This is a genomic window from Microcystis sp. M165S2 (assembly GCF_020245885.1).
GTDB lineage: Bacteria > Cyanobacteriota > Cyanobacteriia > Cyanobacteriales > Microcystaceae > Microcystis.
Map to the genome: position 1 here is coordinate 1 of NZ_JADBTZ010000051.1, position 18,278 is coordinate 18,278.

General features: G+C 43.6%; 16 protein-coding genes, 1 tRNA gene and 1 pseudogene. 13 read left to right on the plus strand and 5 right to left on the minus strand.

From position 1 onward, the window contains the following. Nucleotides 1-200: pseudogene (locus IM479_RS02665) on the minus strand (hypothetical protein); the annotation flags it as partial. On the opposite strand from IM479_RS02665, the gene miaB reads away from it, so the two are divergent. Further along, complete coding sequence (miaB, locus tag IM479_RS02670) at nucleotides 199-1,539, plus strand: tRNA (N6-isopentenyl adenosine(37)-C2)-methylthiotransferase MiaB (RefSeq protein WP_287686266.1); 1,341 nt, start codon at nucleotides 199-201, stop codon at nucleotides 1,537-1,539. The pseudogene IM479_RS02665 and the gene miaB overlap by 2 nt on opposite strands. A gap of 65 nt (nucleotides 1,540-1,604) precedes the next feature. Continuing rightward, on the plus strand, nucleotides 1,605-1,991 hold the full coding sequence (locus IM479_RS02675; RefSeq protein ID WP_287686267.1) for a C6orf136 family protein: 387 nt from the start codon (nucleotides 1,605-1,607) through the stop codon (nucleotides 1,989-1,991). 9 nt (nucleotides 1,992-2,000) lie between these two features. On the opposite strand, the gene IM479_RS02680 is transcribed toward IM479_RS02675, so the two are convergent. Then, a complete protein-coding gene (locus tag IM479_RS02680; protein WP_287686268.1) occupies nucleotides 2,001-3,413 on the minus strand; it encodes a slr1306 family protein in 1,413 nt (470 codons plus the stop codon). 176 nt (nucleotides 3,414-3,589) lie between these two features. Between IM479_RS02680 and rpmG the strand changes: the two genes are divergently transcribed. The 9 genes from rpmG (at nucleotide 3,590) to IM479_RS02725 (ending at nucleotide 12,387) form a co-directional block, all read left to right on the plus strand. Next, nucleotides 3,590-3,784, plus strand: a complete 195-nt coding sequence (rpmG, locus tag IM479_RS02685) for a 50S ribosomal protein L33 (protein WP_002734724.1) — start codon at nucleotides 3,590-3,592, stop codon at nucleotides 3,782-3,784. A gap of 40 nt (nucleotides 3,785-3,824) precedes the next feature. Continuing rightward, entirely contained in the window at nucleotides 3,825-4,040 is a 216-nt protein-coding gene (rpsR, locus tag IM479_RS02690) for a 30S ribosomal protein S18 (RefSeq protein ID WP_002770735.1), read from the plus strand. A 474-nt stretch (nucleotides 4,041-4,514) separates the two neighbouring features. Next, nucleotides 4,515-6,743, plus strand: coding sequence for a sensor histidine kinase (locus IM479_RS02695; RefSeq protein WP_287686269.1), 2,229 nt, complete (start codon nucleotides 4,515-4,517; stop codon nucleotides 6,741-6,743). Nucleotides 6,744-6,819: 76 nt separating this feature from the next. Then, a tRNA-Phe gene (locus tag IM479_RS02700) sits at nucleotides 6,820-6,892 on the plus strand. A gap of 314 nt (nucleotides 6,893-7,206) precedes the next feature. Then, complete coding sequence (locus IM479_RS02705) at nucleotides 7,207-7,950, plus strand: HEAT repeat domain-containing protein (protein ID WP_287077624.1); 744 nt, start codon at nucleotides 7,207-7,209, stop codon at nucleotides 7,948-7,950. Continuing rightward, a complete protein-coding gene (locus tag IM479_RS02710; protein WP_286826054.1) occupies nucleotides 7,934-8,551 on the plus strand; it encodes a flavin prenyltransferase UbiX in 618 nt (205 codons plus the stop codon). The genes IM479_RS02705 and IM479_RS02710 overlap by 17 nt, the downstream gene beginning before the upstream one ends. Before the next feature lie 156 nt (nucleotides 8,552-8,707). Further along, nucleotides 8,708-9,322, plus strand: coding sequence for a LapA family protein (locus tag IM479_RS02715; protein WP_287686270.1), 615 nt, complete (start codon nucleotides 8,708-8,710; stop codon nucleotides 9,320-9,322). A gap of 114 nt (nucleotides 9,323-9,436) precedes the next feature. Next, a complete protein-coding gene (gene ilvN / locus IM479_RS02720) occupies nucleotides 9,437-9,961 on the plus strand; it encodes an acetolactate synthase small subunit (RefSeq protein ID WP_002732118.1) in 525 nt (174 codons plus the stop codon). 176 nt (nucleotides 9,962-10,137) lie between these two features. Beyond that, nucleotides 10,138-12,387: a PBP1A family penicillin-binding protein gene (locus IM479_RS02725; RefSeq protein ID WP_287686271.1), complete on the plus strand. Its 2,250-nt coding sequence runs from the start codon at nucleotides 10,138-10,140 to the stop codon at nucleotides 12,385-12,387. Nucleotides 12,388-12,542: 155 nt separating this feature from the next. Here IM479_RS02725 and IM479_RS02730 read toward each other — a convergent pair whose 3' ends face one another. From IM479_RS02730 to IM479_RS02740, 3 genes are all read right to left on the minus strand, one after another. Beyond that, nucleotides 12,543-13,634, minus strand: coding sequence for a calcium-binding protein (locus IM479_RS02730; RefSeq protein WP_287686272.1), 1,092 nt, complete (start codon nucleotides 13,632-13,634; stop codon nucleotides 12,543-12,545). Between the two features lie 121 nt (nucleotides 13,635-13,755). Next, entirely contained in the window at nucleotides 13,756-14,307 is a 552-nt protein-coding gene (pgsA, locus tag IM479_RS02735; protein ID WP_287686273.1) for a CDP-diacylglycerol--glycerol-3-phosphate 3-phosphatidyltransferase, read from the minus strand. Nucleotides 14,308-14,401: 94 nt separating this feature from the next. After that, entirely contained in the window at nucleotides 14,402-15,496 is a 1,095-nt protein-coding gene (locus IM479_RS02740; protein WP_287686275.1) for a fatty acid desaturase family protein, read from the minus strand. Between the two features lie 244 nt (nucleotides 15,497-15,740). Here IM479_RS02740 and IM479_RS02745 point away from each other — a divergent pair, with 244 nt between their 5' ends. Next, nucleotides 15,741-16,889 carry a sigma-70 family RNA polymerase sigma factor gene (locus tag IM479_RS02745; RefSeq protein ID WP_287686276.1) on the plus strand — a complete coding sequence of 383 codons (1,149 nt, stop codon included), beginning with the start codon at nucleotides 15,741-15,743 and terminating at the stop codon, nucleotides 16,887-16,889. 16 nt (nucleotides 16,890-16,905) lie between these two features. Then, nucleotides 16,906-18,270 carry a DUF1822 family protein gene (locus IM479_RS02750; protein ID WP_287686278.1) on the plus strand — a complete coding sequence of 455 codons (1,365 nt, stop codon included), beginning with the start codon at nucleotides 16,906-16,908 and terminating at the stop codon, nucleotides 18,268-18,270. The last annotated feature ends 8 nt before the right edge of the window (nucleotides 18,271-18,278 follow it).

Below are 18,278 nucleotides of genomic sequence, written 5' to 3' on the forward strand. Positions count from 1 at the left end.
CCTGTCTCCTGTCTCCTGTCTCCTGTCTCCTGTCTCCTGTCTCCTGTCTCCTGTCTCCTGTCTCCTGTCTCCTGTCTCCTGTCTCCTGTCTCCTGTCTCCTGTCTCCTGTCTCCTGCTGACTGCGGACCGCCTCTTTCAAGTCAGAGGATAAATAGCCTAAAATAGAAACCTGCACTCTTGTTTCTGTAGCCAGCATCATGAATAAGTCCCCACGTCGTTACCATATCACCACCTTTGGTTGTCAGATGAATAAAGCTGACTCCGAACGCATGGCGGGTATTTTAGAAGATTTGGGGTTTCAATGGTCTGAGGATGCCAACGAAGCCGATTTAATCCTCTACAATACCTGTACAATTCGCGATAATGCCGAACAGAAGGTGTATTCCTATCTCGGTAGACAGGCTAAACGCAAACAAACTCAACCCGATCTTACTTTAATTGTCGCTGGCTGCGTGGCTCAACAGGAAGGGGAACAATTATTAAGACGGGTTCCCGAAGTGGATTTAATTATCGGTCCCCAACACGCAAACCGCTTGGGAGACTTATTACAACAAGTTTTTGACGGTTCCCAGGTGGTAGCCACCGAACCCATCCACATCATGGAAGATATCACCAAACCGCGCCGGGATAGTAATATTACCGCTTGGGTGAACGTCATCTATGGTTGCAATGAACGCTGTACCTATTGTGTGGTTCCGGGGGTGCGCGGGGTGGAACAATCTCGCACTCCTGCGGCAATTCGAGCAGAAATGGACCAATTAGGACAACAGGGTTATCAAGAAATCACCCTTTTAGGTCAAAATATCGATGCCTACGGACGGGATTTACCCGGAGTGACGGCAAGCGGCCGACATCTGCACAATTTCACCGATTTACTCTACTACGTTCACGATGTGGCCGGCATTGAACGTCTCCGTTTTGCCACCAGTCACCCCCGCTATTTTACCGAACGTTTGATTAAAGCTTGTCAGGAATTACCTAAAGTTTGTGAACATTTTCATATCCCTTTTCAATCGGGGGATAATGATATCCTCAAGGCCATGAAACGGGGCTATACTCAGGAAAAATACCGACAGATTATTGCTAATATTCGCGATTTAATGCCGGATGCTGCCATCAGTGCCGATGCGATTGTCGGATTCCCCGGAGAAACAGAGGCACAGTTCGAGAATACTTTAAAATTAGTCGATGAGATTGGTTTTGATCAATTAAATACGGCTGCCTATTCTCCCCGTCCCGGTACTCCGGCTGCTATTTGGGATAATCAATTAAGTGAGCAGGTAAAAAGCGATCGCTTACAAAGATTAAATCATTTAGTGGCCACAAAAGCTGCTGAACGTTCTCAAAGATATTTAGGCAGAATTGAGGAAATTTTAGTGGAAGACGTTAACCCTAAAGATGCTAGTCAAGTTATGGGAAGAACTAGAGGCAATCGCTTAACTTTCTTTACGGGAAATATTGAGGAATTGCGAGGCACATTTGTTAAGGTTAAAATTACCGAAGTCCGTCCCTTTAGTTTGACGGGAGTGATATGTTAATAGTTAACAGTGACCCCTCAACAGTGAAAAAAAGGCAATAGCTATCGGGAATAATTGGGTACTTTATGGATATTATCGCTATTTTGCAGCAAGATTATCAAAGATTTCCCCTCGATCAAACCTATGATATTTATGCTGATAACGTTTATTTTAAAGACCCTCTCAATCAATTTCGGGGGATTAAACGCTATCGGGAAATGATTGGTTTTATGAGTCAATGGTTCCAAGCTATCAAGATGGATGTCCACGCAATTGAACAGCAGGGAAATATTATTAATACCCGTTGGACATTGCACTGGACAACTCCTTTACCTTGGCGGCCCCGCATCGCTATTTCTGGACGCAGCCAATTAACTCTCGATGACAATAATCTGATTATTTCTCATATCGATTATTGGGATTGTTCGCGCTGGGATGTGCTACGTCAGCATTTACCTTTTTCCAGTTCTTAACTAGGGTTTTTAACCAGAAAATGCCGACCAACGAGCGCTCGTTTGCTTGACAAAATCCTGTAAAAATGCTAGGCGTTGATTTTGTTCCCAGACCTGTTTAACTTTATTCTGCAAACTCGTCCAATTCCAATCATTATTCAGCTGCTCGTTAATTTCCTGTTCTTGGAAATATTCAATTAAACTTAAACCAGCTAAACGAGTTAGATAGGCTGCTCCAATTCCCTGCACTGTACCACCGGCAATATAAGTAATCGCATTTCCCTTGAGAATCGTTCCTAATGCCTGGGTGGTCACTTCTACCATGCCCAATTGTATCATCATTTTCCCCAGGGTAGTCATGGCTGTTTTTGCTTGTTCAAGGGACATTTTTTGTTGATAAATTGCCCCTAAATCCACTAACATTTGAGCGTTAGTGGCTGCCGCTAAAACTAAATCTAGGGCCGCAAGAGGATTAGCAAAAGTGGCAGTAGCGGCTATCCATTGGTATTGTTCGATAACAGGTAAAGCCTTTTTGCGTCGGGATTGATTAAGTAATTGTTTGGTTTCCTTTTCTAATTCTAGCGCTTGTCTCCAGATAGTTCCCAGAACTAATTCGGACCTTTCTCGCTCGATAATTTGTTGGAGATGATTATCTAAAGGATCGATAACTACCGTTTGGGTTTCCGTCCATTCCTTGATTTCTCCACTGCTTTGATGTTGACGAACTTTTAGGGGTTCAGGGGCAGCGGCTATGGCTAAAATATGATGAGAGGGAATAGTTTCTTTCAGTCTTTGTTTTAGGGAAAGGAGAATTTCTTCTCTGGTTTCGACGGGTAAACGATCCTGTTTATTGAGTAACAGGATAACACGCTGGTGCATTCGATCGAATTGCTGGAGGATTTGCCATTCGGAATCGGTTAAATCCCCGTTGATAAGATACAAAACTAAGTCGGCTGCTAGGGACTTTTTCTGGTTAGCGGTAGAGTTGAGAGTCAGAAGGGGTTCCGTTTCCAGAAAAGCGATAGATTCTCCAAAGTTGCCGCTTTCTAGTAGTTTTTTTAAGGCAGTTTTACCGGTTTTTCTAGCACCAGTAATGGCAATTTTCAGGTCTTGGCGACTAAATTCTTGGTTTAATTGGGTTAAAGTGGTTTTAAGTGGGGTTAAGTCTTGATTGGGGTCTTCTTTGGCCAGATAATTAATTATCTGCTCGGCCTTGGTAATCGCTTGTTTAACCTTTTCTAGACTCAGGGGAGTGGGGGGGGAAAAATCGATTTTCGAGTTGGGTTTTTGCCAAAACCAGACACCGGCACCAAGGACAAACGCACCTAAAATACCCCAGGAACCGATTTCGCTCAGTCTGCTATTGAGAGTTTCCCCCAGGGTGAAAGCGATGGTAATGCCTATCCCCGTCACTAAAATCGGTTTACCCAATCTTACCGTCATTTTTCCTCATCCTCGCCAACTGCTGTGATTATTCTAGCTTTTTTGTGCTGGATTTCATCCCAAGCCAAACTTTTTAGCCGACAATTCCCTGCGTTGCCCTGGCCGCTCTTGCCTAAAAAGCCCTAGATATGTCATAATGATCGATTGCGTGTAAATTTACCCGATCCCCTGTTGTTATGGCTAGTAAAAAAGGCGTTCGCCTGATCATCACTGTAGAATGCACGGAATGCCGCAGTAATCCCGATAAGCGTACCCCCGGCGTTTCTCGCTACACCACCAGCAAAAACCGTCGCAATACCACCGGCAGACTGGAAATCAAGAAATACTGTCCCCACTGCAATAAGCACACCGTCCACAAGGAAATTAAGTAAGCACACTTTAGTTAAAAAGTCAAGTAATCTTTACAAATCTATGAGCTACTATCGTAAACGTCTCTCTCCCATCTCCCCCAGTCAACCGATTGACTACAAAGACACCGAACTCCTCCGCAAATTCATCACCGAACGCGGCAAAATTCTGCCTAGACGTATCACCGGTTTGACTTCTAAACAACAGCGAGATTTAACTGAAGCGGTGAAACGCGCCCGTTTAATGGCTTTATTACCTTTTGTCAACCAAGAAGCCTAAATTCAGTGATCAGTAATCAGTAATCAGTGAACAGTGATTACTGAAAATAACATATATAGTTAACTAATTACAGCAGTTATCTTAAATGGTGAGGTAGGAAGTTCTCCTTTTGGAGAGCCGGTCGTCGATACCAAATTAGGTCATGCGTCATCTTGATGAGAAACGCTGTAATTGAACTCTGATAAGTAATAGGACAAAATTAACTTCTTGGTGAGGATAGGCACTCATACAATATGTGTAATTAATTGTGTCTAGCTACTTAACTTAAAACTTAAACCTGATCACTCATAACTGATAAGCGATCTCAGTATATTGGGGTTGCTTTCTCGTTTTTGCAAAGAAATATATCAGAATCGGCAGCGGATAGGAAAATTCGTGCGAGAATCTTAAGAAATTGTTAAATCGCTCTAGGAGTAGCCAACGATTTTGTGATTATCGATCCAAATCCACCAATTAGCACAATGGGAGGCTCTTATGGAAAAGCAGCCATCAGCAATCGAGACCGAGTTAGATGGACAGCTACAAGAGGAGGATTCCGAGCAGTTTCTGCGTAGTATATTTAATTCCGTGCAAGCGTCGATTTTTGTAGTGGACGTGCTGGAAAATAGAGATTTTCGCTATGTGGGAGCAAACCCCGTTCATGAACGCTGGACAGGACTGCGCTCATCAGATATTAAAGGCAAAACTCCCGAACAAATCCTTCCCCCCGATGATGCGCGTAGTGTGCGGCAACACTATAGTGATTGTGTACGTTACGGAACAACTATTTCCTACGAACAGTATTTACCTTTTCAAAATATACCCTACTGGTGGCTAACAACTTTAACACCCCTACGGGATAACAATGCGCGCATCTATCGTTTAGTGGGAACCAGCACCAATATCACCGAACGCAAACAGGCCGAAGAAGCTTTAAGATTGCAAGCAGAACGAGAACAACTGCTGGGGGTAATGCAGGAAAGAATCCGGCAATCATTGGATCTTGATCGCATTCTGCAAAGAACCGTTAAAGAAGTGCGACAATTTCTCAACTGCGATCGAGTGTTAATTTATCGTTTATTCCCCGATCATAGTGGCATGATTGTGGTGGAATCCCATACCCCGAGGATTAATTCTGTCTTAGGAAACAGGATACAGGATCCCTGTTTTAATTTATCCCCAGAACGTCTGGAAAATTATCGTCGCGGGAGAATTCAAGTTATTGAAAATGTCCATAATTCGGGACTTGATCCCTGTTATCGCAGCCTACTAACCTCTTTGCAAGTACAGGCTAACTTGGTGGTGCCAATTATCTGCGATAACCAACTCTGGGGGTTACTAATTGCCCAAAATTGCCAAAAAACTCGCTCTTGGCAATCCCAAGAAATCGATCTGCTCAAACAATTAGCCATTCAAGTGGGAATTGCCATTCAACAAGCAGAACTGCACCAACGGGTAAAATGCTTGAATACTGCCCTAGAATCGGAGGTTCAGCAAAGAACCGCCGAATTGCAGATGAGTTTGAAGTATGAAGCATTAATCGGACGGATTACCGAAAAAATTCGCGATAGTCTCGATGAAAATCATATTCTGCAAACCACCACTAGGGAATTAGTCCAGGTTTTACCCGTAGAACGCGCCCAAATTGAGCTTTACGATCCCAGTCGCAGCAAAGCCACTATTGTCCACGAATATACCACTCAAAAGCTTATCTGTCAGGGAATTACCCGTCAAATTAGCGATTTTCCCGAAATCTATCAACCGCTGCTGCACAAACAAATTTTACAATTTGTCGATCGTCTTCCCCTTGGTAATCCGCAAATTGGTCGTGTTAACCGTTGTGCTTGTGCTATCTTTGACGATCAGGGTTTTTTGGGCAATCTTTGGCTAATTCGACCAGCTAATCATATTTTTAACTCCTTAGAAACTAATTTGATTCAACATATTGCCACCGAATGCGCGATCGCTATTCGACAGGCGCGACTTTACGAATCTTCCCAAGCACAAGTGAGGGAATTAGAAAAACTGGAAAGATTAAAAAGCGAATTCCTGAAAACCCTTTCCCATGAACTGCGAACCCCGATTACCAGCATTCGTCTAGCGGTGGAAACCCTGGAAAGTCTCCTAGAATATCAAGGGATCGAGATTGATCCACAGGATTCGATCGGTCAACTGTTGCAAATTCTTAACATTGAATCTCAACGTCAGAGTAAGTTAGTTAATGATCTGTTGACTTTAACCTATCTGGATGCCGAAACCGAACCCCCGGCGATCGAAGCAATCGACTTACTTTCGTGGCTACCCTTATTAGTGGAACCTTTTCGTCATCTCACCCGCGAGCGACAACAGCAGTTAATTTTAGATATAGATGGGGATATACCGGAGATTAACACCAGTCTGTGCGCTATCGAGCGCATCATAGCGGAATTACTGACCAATGCTTCTAAATATACCCCAGAACGAGGAATAATTAGGGTAAATGTCAGGCGTGCGGGCGAGCAAATATTAATTAGTGTGAGCAATGGGGGTGTAGAAATCGCCCCAGAGGAATTATCAAGAATATTTGCTCCTTTTTATCGCATTCCTAACCACGATCCCTGGCGCTACAGTGGTACCGGTTTAGGTTTAGCTTTGGTCTGCAAACTGATTAAACCCCTGAATGCCACCATTGATGTCACCAGCGCCAACGCTGTCACCACTTTTACCCTCACCTTGCCAATCTAGTCGAGCAGAAAACTTTTTAGAAAAAAACCTTGCAATTATTTAGAGAGGGTGCTATATTGAGAAAGGACTGAAAAACGCCGAGATAGCTCAGTTGGTAGAGCAGAGGACTGAAAATCCTCGTGTCCGCGGTTCAAATCCGCGTCTTGGCATCAGAAAAACAATAAAATTTACCCTGTATTTACTTCCTATTCTGCTAGGTTTTGTAAATGTAGCCTTTCTCGTCAAGATGAAGTGTAACCTAATTTGGTAAGCTGAAAGCTTTGATGTACTTAGTTTCTAACCTTCTTTTTAGGTAGGAGAATTGCCAGATTCTTTCTTTTGCCTGTTGCCTGTTGCCTCTTGCCTTCAGTTCACTGATTACTGATGGCTGATTACTGATCACTGAAAAGTCTCCCCAACCCGCAACTACTTTTTGATTTTTGGCTTGACGTAAGCGGTCACGGATTAAGATAATCTAACAAGTATGTACGATAATGAAATCCTAGACTCTAACAACTCCTTAAATAATCCTCTCGATGGGAGCGATCCGGACATAGCAGCGGAAATCCCCCCCGATCCAGAGGAAATGCTCTCATTGCTGACTTCTGCTCATGTGAGCGAGAGAATGATCGCCGCTCGCGCCTTTTGTGAATTGCGTGACGAAAGAGCGATCGCCCCCTTACTAGAGATGTTAAGCGATGTCTGTCCCCTAGTGCGTGTCAGTGTCGCCTACGCTTTGGGCAGAAATCCCAGTCTTAGCGCCGTGGAGCCTTTAATCGATCTACTGGCCAGAGATTGGAATGGTTACGTCAGAAAAGGGGTAGTTTGGGCCCTGGGCAACTGTGGCGATCGCAGAGCGATCGAGCCTTTGGTTCATGCTCTCAAAACCGATATTTCGGCGGTGCGATTATGGGCTGCCAGTAGTTTGGCCCAGATTGCCAAGGTCAATTATGAAGATATCATCACCGTCTTGCCGCCTTTAATTGAAGGATTGCGCCGAGATTTAATCGCGGCGGTGCGGAGTAATTGCGCTTGGTCGATCGGTCAATTATGCCGAGAATTGCCCTTAAATGTTATTTATGCCACGGCGATCGATGCTTTGATCGAGGCCTTGGTGGAAGATGAAGATTTAGGTGTCAAGGAAGATGCTAGGGGTGCTTTATTAAAAGTGGGCGACCCGAGAGGATTACAATTGATCGAGGAATTAGAGCTTGAAGGAATTATCTAAACCGCTAATTTTGGGCGTTACGGGGGCATCAGGGCTGATTTATGCCGTCCGTACTCTCAAATATCTACTTTTAGCCGACTACACGATCGATTTAGTGGCCTCCAAATCAGCTTACACTGTCTGGCAAGCGGAAGATAATGTGCGGATGCCTCCAGAACCGGATCTGCAAGAACAATTTTGGCGCAGCCAATGCGGGGTGATGGAAGGGGGAAAATTACGCTGTCATCGTTGGGGTGATGTGGGGGCAACGATCGCCAGTGGTTCCTATCGCACCCTTGGTATGGTAATTATTCCCTGTAGCATGAGTACAGTGGCCAAATTAGCGGGGGGATTAAGTTCCGATTTGCTAGAAAGGGCGGCCGATGTACAGATTAAGGAGGGCAGAAAATTGGTGGTAGTGCCGCGAGAAACCCCCTTTAGTTTAATTCATCTGCGTAATTTAACCACTTTAGCCGAGGCGGGCGTTAGAATTGTGCCGGCAATACCGGCATGGTATCACCATCCCCAATCGATCGAGGATTTGGTCGATTTTGTCATCGCTCGTACTCTCGATCAGTTAGATATCGATTGTGTGGCCATTAATCGCTGGCAAGGACATTAACAGTTATCAGTTATCAGTTATCAGTGGGTAAGTTATCAGTTATCAGATGTAAGTTTTAAGTTAATTAGTTAGTTAGTTATCTTTATCTTTGTACCTGTTTACTGTTTACTGATCACTGTTTACTGATCACTGATCACTGAATCAAGGGAGGTAAAAATGGGCTGGATTATGGTCTTATTTGCGATCGCTGTGGGCGGATTACTGATCTGGCAGAATCTGGGGGTGATCACTTTGGTCTTTTTTGGCGGTATTATGACGGTAAAACTGCCCCTAGCTGTCTGGGTGTTACTTTTCACCCTAGCGGGAATTATCAGTGGTTTAACCCTGCAATTTCTCTATAGTTTTGGTCGTCCTTTGGCTGCCCCAAAAGCCTCCCCTCCTATAGCCAATAATCCTAAAGTCTCACCCCCATCTTCCCGACCTACCTATATTCAAGATTCTGCTGCGTCTCCACCGGGTAACGATTGGGAAAGAGATAGCGGTGATGATTGGAATTTTGATGCACCCCCCGAAAAACCGACTACCATTCAGGATCGGGAAGAATTCCCGCCTAGGGTTGCTGAGGGCAAAAAAGCGGATTTTGTCAAGCCTCCAGATGACAGTTCTCAAACTGGCTCGGTTTATTCCTATAGTTACCGCACGGCCAAACAGAGTCGCGGGGAAAAAGCCGATCAAGTTTACGATGTCAATTATCGGATTATTACGCCCCCCGCCCAGGATCAAAACGAAGATCGGGAGGTAAACAAAGCGGATGAAGAAGAGTGGATTTAACTTTGACAGAAGCAATTCTGTCTAAGCAAGTAATCTCTGTGAACCAAGAATCCCCGTCTCTTTAGAGCGGGGAGTGTCAAAATGGTTAAATCTAGGTTGTGTAGACAGAGCGCCATGAAACACACATTATCCGTATTAGTTGAAGATGAAGCGGGAGTTTTAACCCGTATTGCTGGATTATTCGCCCGTCGCGGCTTTAATATTGAAAGTCTGGCCGTGGGTCCGGCCGAACAGATGGGAGTTTCTCGGATTACGATGGTAGTACCGGGAGACGAGGACAGCATCGAACAGTTAACCAAACAACTTTACAAATTAATTAACGTCCTCAAGGTGCAGGATATCACCCAAACCCCTTGTGTGGAAAGGGAATTAATGCTGATTAAAGTTAATGCTACCGCCGAGCGCCGGGCCGAAGTGATCGAATTAGCGCAGGTATTCCGAGCGCGGATTGTGGATATTTCCGAGGAAACCCTGACCATCGAAGTGGTGGGGGATCCGGGTAAAATGGTGGCGATTATGCAGATGCTGAATAAATTTGGCGTTCGCGAGGTGGCCCGTACCGGTAAAATTGCTCTGATTCGCGAGTCGGGAGTCAATACGGAATACCTCAAAGCTTTAGAGGCTAAAATGTCAATTTAGGGATATTGGGTATGAATTGGGAATTGGGGTTTTAGGGTGTTAAGGTGTTGGGGTTTTAGGGTTTTAGGATGTTAGGGTTTTAGTTGAAATTCCCCATTTCACCATCCCCCATTCCCCATCCCCCATTCCCCATCCCCCATCCCCCATCCCCCATCCCCCATCCCCTGATAAAAACTATGTCTAAGCAGTCGCCGAAAACCCAAATTAGTCAACTTGTCACCGTTGCCGTGCAGAAATTGCAAGGAAAGGTGAATTTTCAGGCGGTAAATCTCAAAAAAGGGGCGAGGGTTCCCGAATTACGCCTGAAAAACGAGAATGGCAGCGGGGAAAGCAAATATCCCCTTATCGGCGATCGCTATTTTTTGGGTCGTAATTCCAGTTCCTGTGATATTACTATCCGTAACACCGTGGTGAGTCAGATTCATTGTTCCCTGCAGCGTGACCCAAAAAATCCCCATCATTTCCTGCTCACAGATGAAAACTCCACTAACGGGGTTTATATGGGTAAACGTCGTCTGGAAAGCGTTTCCCTGCGTCATGGTGATACCTTTACCTTGGCCCCCCCAGACTTAGCCAATTGTGTCACCATCTCCTATTACTGTCCCCCTCCCCTGTGGGCGCGACTTTTGCGCTATGGTTTCTATGGTGCGGGTGGTATTTTCGGTTTATTAGTTCTAGGGATTATCTGGGAAAGTCGCAAAGTTAATGTTTATCCACTCCCTTCTGGGGTGAGCGGTCCGGTGGTGGTTTACCCTAGGGATGGTCAAACTCCCCTCAATCCCATGGGACAGGAAACTCACCGAGAATTAGATAATATGGGCGATTTTTCTCCCTATTTGACCAAGGCGGTTGTCGCTTCCGAAGATAGTCGTTTTTACTGGCATTTTGGCGTTGATCCTTTGGGGATTGTCCGGGCAATTAAGATTAATTGGCAAGGTCGGGGCCGTCAAGGGGCCAGTACCCTGACTCAACAGTTAGCGCGTAGTTTATTCCCCGAAGTCGGTCGCCAAAATACTGCCGATCGCAAACTCCGGGAGGCTGTGGTCGCTTTACAATTAGAAGCGGTCTATAGTAAGGATACAATTCTCAAAACCTATCTCAATCGAGTTTATCTCGGTCTGGCCGGTTACGGTTTTGAAGATGCGGCCCGCTTTTATTTCGATAAATCCGCTAGAGATTTAGATATCTCCGAGGCTGCTACTCTTGTGGCTATGTTACCCGCCCCGAATCGATTTAATCCCATTCAAGATTACGACACTTCTGTAAAAAATCGCAATCTTGTCATCGATCGCATGGCCGAATTAAGGATGATTTCCCCAGAAGCGGCGGCCAGCGCCCGCAGATCCCGCATTGAAATCAGTCCCCAAGCCAAAAAATCCCTATCTAGTACGATTGCACCATATTTTTATAGTTACGTTTTCGAGGAATTACAGGAGCTTTTAGGGGAAGAAGTGGCTAAAGAGGGCAATTTTATCGTTGAAACCAGTTTAGACCGCCGGCTGCAAGCGATCGCAGAAAAAAGCTTAAAAAATAATGTCTTAAACCAAGGACCCCGCTATCGTTACTCCCAAGGGGCTTTAGTTACCTTAAACGGTCAAACCGGGGAAATTCTCGCTTTAGTCGGGGGAGTTGATTATCAAAAAAGCCAATTTAACCGCGCTGTCCAAGCTAAACGTCAACCCGGTTCCACTTTTAAGGTATTTGCTTATGCTGCCGCCTTGGAAAAGGGAATATCGCCCTATAAAACCTATACCTGCGCTGGACTCTCTTGGCAAGGACAAGCCTATTCTCCCTGTGAACGTAGTAGCGGGGGGGTCAATATGTTTCAAGGTTTAGCGCGATCGGAAAATAGTGTCGCCCTTCGCATTGCTCGCGAGGCAGGATTAAGTAATGTGGTCAATGTGGCGGAACGTTTGGGGGTCAAATCACCTTTAAATCCTGTACCAGGGCTAATTTTAGGGCAAAGCGAGGTAAATGTCTTAGAAATGACCGGTGCTTATGCAGTTTTTGACCATGGCGGGCGCTGGAATCGTCCCCACGCCATTAAACGCATTCTCGACGCTTCCGACTGTAAAAATGTGGAGGATTTGAGTACTTGTCGGGTTATTTATGACTATGGCGACGATAGCGATAGAAATCAGCAGGTAATCTCCCCTAAAACCGCCGAGACGATGAATAGCCTATTGCGGGGGGTGATAACTAATGGTACAGGAGGCGCTGCCAGTATTGGCATGGGAGAAGCGGGTAAAACGGGAACTACGAATAATTATGTGGACCTTTGGTTTATCGGTTATCTTCCCCCTCGCGACTGGGTGACGGGCATTTGGTTGGGTAATGATAATAATTCTCCCACTGCGGGCAGCAGTCAACAGGCAGCCAAGTTATGGGGCGATTATCACCGTCAGTTAATCACTACACCAAACTAATCCCAATGCGACTAGCTACTTTTCCCGTTGCCTATTCCAGAGTTCCCTAAAACCAGAGACTTCGTACCTCACTATTAAGATAACTGCTTTAAAGTAATAAGGGTGTCCTAGCCCTAGCTAACACACCCAGTATCTGTCTATTCAAACAAGGAATTTTAAATGAAGGCGAAGTTACCAGCAGCTAATGTACCAGTAATCGAGGTAATTGTCGCAACGGTGGGGTTGGAGGTCGACCAGTCACCGTCAAAGTCATAGAGGAGGGTCTTTGTATCGGTGGCGAAGGCAAAACGAATTGATGATTTAGTATTCGCTAAGGCCTCGATATTATCCAAAGTATCGACAATGATACTGCTAGAAGCATTGGTAGCAGTAGCCGCATCACTAACAACTGCCTGCGTATACGCTGTTGGAGCGCCTGGGTAAGAACCAGAAGTAATTGCGAAGACATCATTGTCACTGGTAATGAATTGGGAAACTGTCTGATTACCCTGATTGGTAAATACAAATGTATCAGCACCATTACCACCATCTAGGGTATTCGTTCCCGTGCCACCAGTTAGGCTATCCGCTCCCGCGCCACCAATTAGGCTATCCGCTCCCGCGCCACCAATTAGGCTATCCGCTCCCGCGCCACCAATTAGGGTATCCGTACCATTATTACCATTTAGGGTATCGTTACCGTCGCCACCATCTAGGCTATCATTCCCCGAACCACCGGTCAGGGAATCGTTTCCACCGGAACCGAATAGGGTATCGTCCAGACCGCTACCGGTTAGGGTATCGTTACCATTTGCACCTCTAAGGACGAAGTTACTCATGTTACCAATCATGGCAATATCGTCACTGGAAGGAGCCGTGTTTTCTGCTTTAGTAAACCTTTGACCACCACCAAAGTCGAGGATATGGGTTCCTAAAAAAGCAGAAGCGACGAAAGTGTCAGTTCCGCCAGGAAGAAAATAATTTTGTGAAAAAGGGGGGGTGCTTTTATAACCAGTGAGGTTAGCACTCGCTACGTCAGACTGACCGAATCCGTTGCGAAGTCTCCAAGTGGAAAAAGTGCTAGAACCCGTAAATCGACCTAAAGCAGTAAGATTTCTACCGGTGACTGTGGTAGGGATGGAAACGGCTAGGTCGGTATTTACCGAGGATAACTGCCAAAAAGCTGACAGAGTTGTGATCATTGAAGCATCGACGGTATAACTCGTGGTGGAGCCAGTCTGAGCAGAGATAGTGATAGTGCCGGCCATAGTTTTTTCTTTGAATGATATGTTTGAATTTGAAGAGTTTGACATTCCTCCTCCCTGATCATCATATACCAAGGAAAAAAAAATGCAACCGTGTTTGCTAGGTTTGTTTCCTGAATTATTGCTAATGGTCAAGTTTTTGGGAATTTTGGGTTAATTTTGGGCTGGGTGTGACGTAAATCACGCCAGAAATTAAAGTTAATGTCACCGATAGCCAAAAAGCGATCTGAGCAATTAAATTATATTCAGAAGGCAAGGGAGCAATTAAGAGAGCGATAGCGATAATTTGGCTGACTGTTTTGCTTTTTCCCCACCAATTAGCCCCTTTTATGTCGCTATTTCCCGTTAAATTCGGATTAATCCGCCAACCAGCGATCGCTAATTCGCGAGCAAGAATCAAAAATACTCCCCAAGCAGCAATTAAATCCATTTCAATCAGAGCTAAGAGGGGAGCGAGAACCAGCAATTTATCGACCAAAGGATCGAGAAATTTACCTAATTCGGTGATTTGATTGAATTTTCGCGCTAGATAACCATCGAGCCAATCGGTACTAGCGGCAATCAGAAAGATAATTAAACTTAACCAGCGATCGATTTCTGTGCCTTGGTGCAACCAGTATAAAATTAATGGCAGTCCCAAGAGTCGCGATAGGGTAATCGAGTTGGGTAGGTTCATTTTTCAGTAAACAGTAAACAGTAAACAGGTATAAAGATAACTAACTAATTAACTTAAAACTTACATCTGATAACTGATAACTGATAACTGATATTTAGCTGGCTAATTTGAGATCAAAATTACTTTGTTTATTGCCTAATTGTCTGAGCCAACGATAATTATAAGCTAAAGCACCCCAGAAGGTGGGATAAACGGCATAATTAACGCCAAATTCTTGGCAAACTTCCGCTAAAATTGGGGCAATTTTAGGGTAGTGAATATGGCAAATTTGCGGGAAAAGATGGTGAACGACTTGATAATTTAATCCCCCTAAGTACCAATTTAAAAAGACATTTTTAGGTGCAAAATCTACGGAAGTTCGCACTTGAAATATTGCCCATTCGTCTTCGATTTGGTTAGCTGCCGAGGGTTGAATAAATTCGGCGGGTTCCAAAACGTGAGCTAACATAAATACATGACAGGCAAGCACTCCATAGGTCATAAAAACAATGAGAAAACCGATCGCTATTTCTAGGGGACTATAACCAACTAAGAGAGGAATGCCAATAAACCAGAAGAGATAAACAAATTTTCCGCTCAATAAAACGAATAGATCGATCGCTTTAGGATTGGGAATTTTAATCTCGCCAAAACGATTACAAAAGAGGATAGATCGCACATCGGAGAATGACCAATATATAGGAATTATAGCGTAGAGAATCGGGATAAATAAATGTTGATAACGATGATACCATTTATGCTCGGCATGGGGAGTCATTCGCACGACACCATCGCCGTGAATTTCCACATCGTATCCTAAAACATTGGTGTAGGTATGATGGAGATAATTATGACGAAAACGCCAGAGATAACCGGAAGTACCGATGATATAATCGTAGCTCATGCCAAGGAGAGAATTAACCCATTTTTTACTAGAATAGCCGCCATGGTTGGCATCATGACCAATGCTAAAACCAATCCCTGCTAATCCCCCTCCTAAAACCAGACAACCGATAATTTTTAGCCACCAGATATCCGGACCAAAAAGTACAAATAGCCAAGCGGCAATCACCCAAGTTAAAATCGTGATCGTCTTCAGGTACATGGCAAAATTATCTCTGGTGGGGATGCCGTTTTCGGTAAAATAAGCATCAACCCGTTTATTCAATTCCTTTCTAAAACCCTGATTTTCGGTAAAAGTTACTCGCATTCCTATTTTTGTCCTAGAAGTTGATATGACAGCAATTTGTGGCAGCTCAGAGTTAATTTATGAGTCTTTTACTGGTTTGCTAAGGCTGTCTCAGCATAACTGATAATTTCTCATCAGTCCCTCATCTATTGTCAGAGAAAGAGGTGCGCTTGGCAAGGGAATCGCTCAATTTATTGGCTACTCTTGCAGAAAATCCTCGGTTTTTACCTAATCAGATATCAGATACCTGTAGCCGGTGATAGAAATGAGCGTTAGGTACTTTTATACTACTATTAAAGCCATTGAAGGCGATCGAGTTTTCTGGTGCGAAGTGCCACAATTAAGAAAATCGATCGATGCGATCGCTGGAAGCGTGGCCAATGATGAAGCGGTGTATTTTGCTCTGTGGCAATGGTTACAGAATGACCCTAATAACCAATTAGTCAAGTCTCATTGGATGGTTTTTTTACAATATCGCTCCTCTATGGTAACTCAAAGGGTCTATCAAAATGTTGGCCATCGGATCGATGCTGATTATGAAACCCTATTCTACTATTTGCTGAATTTGCTTGCCACGGCAATTATCAATAATCCTAGCAATTTTTACGGTAATTTTCAGGATAACAAGACCAAACCGGGATTTTTTCGCTTAATCTTAGAAAAATGGACAGATAAAAAATTAAGAAATACTCTCTATAATTTCCTGCGAGGAGAGTATAAAACGATTGGTAGGACTAATCTCGGTATCGTCAGTCTTTTTAGTGCGAATAAAATTCAAAAAATTTTACGAACATCGGGTATCTTTACCGAGAATTACCTGCTAATATTTAACTGTTTTCGAGAGGTTAAAAAAGCTTCTCTTAGATCATTGGATAAGTGGCAAGATGAGGATTGGCAACAAGTAATTGATCGCCTACAGCAGTTACAACCGCAAGTTATTATCACCGTGGAGGAAGTGCAAGCAAAACTCAATCAAATAGGAGAGATAATGCGTAATCATATCGATCCTCCTTACTCTAAATTTGAGCCTAATAATTATGACGATGGTAGTAATTACTTTTGGGACAATCTCCCCAGTAAGAAGCAAAGTCAAGACTTACTACAACAGCAAGAAATCCAGGAAGATATTAAGAAGTTACTGATCACTCAAGAGGAGGAAGTTAAACAGATTGTCTATTGTTACTATCATCAAAAGATGACACAGGTACAGATCGCTAATCGATTGGGAGTTCACTCATCTACTATTAGTCGAGAAATAACCCAATTATGTAAAAAATTTTATCAGCTACTCTGTGCAAGGGAAGGCAAAGATTGTCCTAGTTTGTTAAATGAGATTAAATTACAATCTCGGCAAAAACAAGAGATCGATGCTTATCTGGAATATTTTTGTCAGTCCTACTTAACTCAAATCTAATCTGTTAGGAGATACCATGAAAGTCAACCTCGATATTTTGCAACAAATTAACCCGAAATCCCTTTGGCTAAATTTTTCGGAAACAGAGATCAAGCAAGCTCGATCGATTCTCGGTCAATACTCGAATCAAACCGCCAAAAATCAGGCTTTGATTAATTACTTGGTGCAAATATGCTTAAGCAATTGGCTGAAAGATAATCTTGATTGTTCCCTTCAACTAATACCTGAAAACCATCAGTATCTTTGGGAGTTTATTAACGGGTTTACTTGGCAAATTCAAGATAAAAAAGTGACTACTATTCCCAGTCAAACTATTGACATTGAGGGATTGACAATAGAGCAAGAATGGGTTGATATTCCCGATTTAGCGGCGGATTTTTATCTAGGGGTGCAGGTAGATTTAGCAGAAAAATTCCTCAATATCTGGGGTTTTATATCCAGAAAAGATGTTAAAAATCTGGCAGAATACGATCCAATTTACCATCAATATTATTTGGAAAGTGAGCAAATTATTGATGATTTAGATATTCTTTGGCAGAGTTGTTTAGAGGGAGAGAGTGAAAAAGGAAAACTGGAATCTCTAGCAAAGTTATCGCCAGCAACAGCAGAAAATTTAATTAAAAAGTTAGGTCAAGTTTCCCCCTATTCTCCGAGATTAGATATTAGTTGTCAGCAGTGGTTAGCTTTGTTGAATAATCAACAATGGCGAGAAAAACTTTATCAGCAGCGTTTAGAGGTAATCCCCACCAAACTTAGTCAATGGTTGCAGGGAATTATTACAGAGAAATGGCAGGAAATCCTCAGCACTATCGACAATTATCGTCCAATTAATCCGGGTTTTTTGTTGGCTGCTGAAAAAATCAGCAGCCGAGAATCTCCGACAGATATTCAGCGAGGAATTAGACAACTGTATGCTAGTCAAAAAGAGGTGGAATTTTCGGAACATTTAACCCCAGAGGAAGCTTTAGCAAAACTACAACATCAAACCCAAGATGAAACTATTCGCTGGCAAGCGGCCGAATATCTCTGGAATATCGATCCTCATTATCCCAATGCTGCTATCCGTAAAATGCTCGATGTGGGTAGTCAATTAATGGGACATAAAATCGCTTTAATGGTAGGAGTTTTATCAACCAGTAACCAGAGAATTGCTGTCTTAATTCGTGCCTATGCCATGGACAATTTTGCCAAGCTACCCCCCGGTTTATCTTTGCAAATTAGCGATGAAATAGGCCAATTAATCCCCAGTTTACAAGCAATAGCAAGGGAGAAACCCTTAGATAGCTATCTGCAACTTTATTTTCTAGCTGATGCCGACGATCGCTTTAATGTTAACCTAAGTTTAGGGGATAGTAGCATTATCGAACAGTTTAGGATTTAATAGAGATA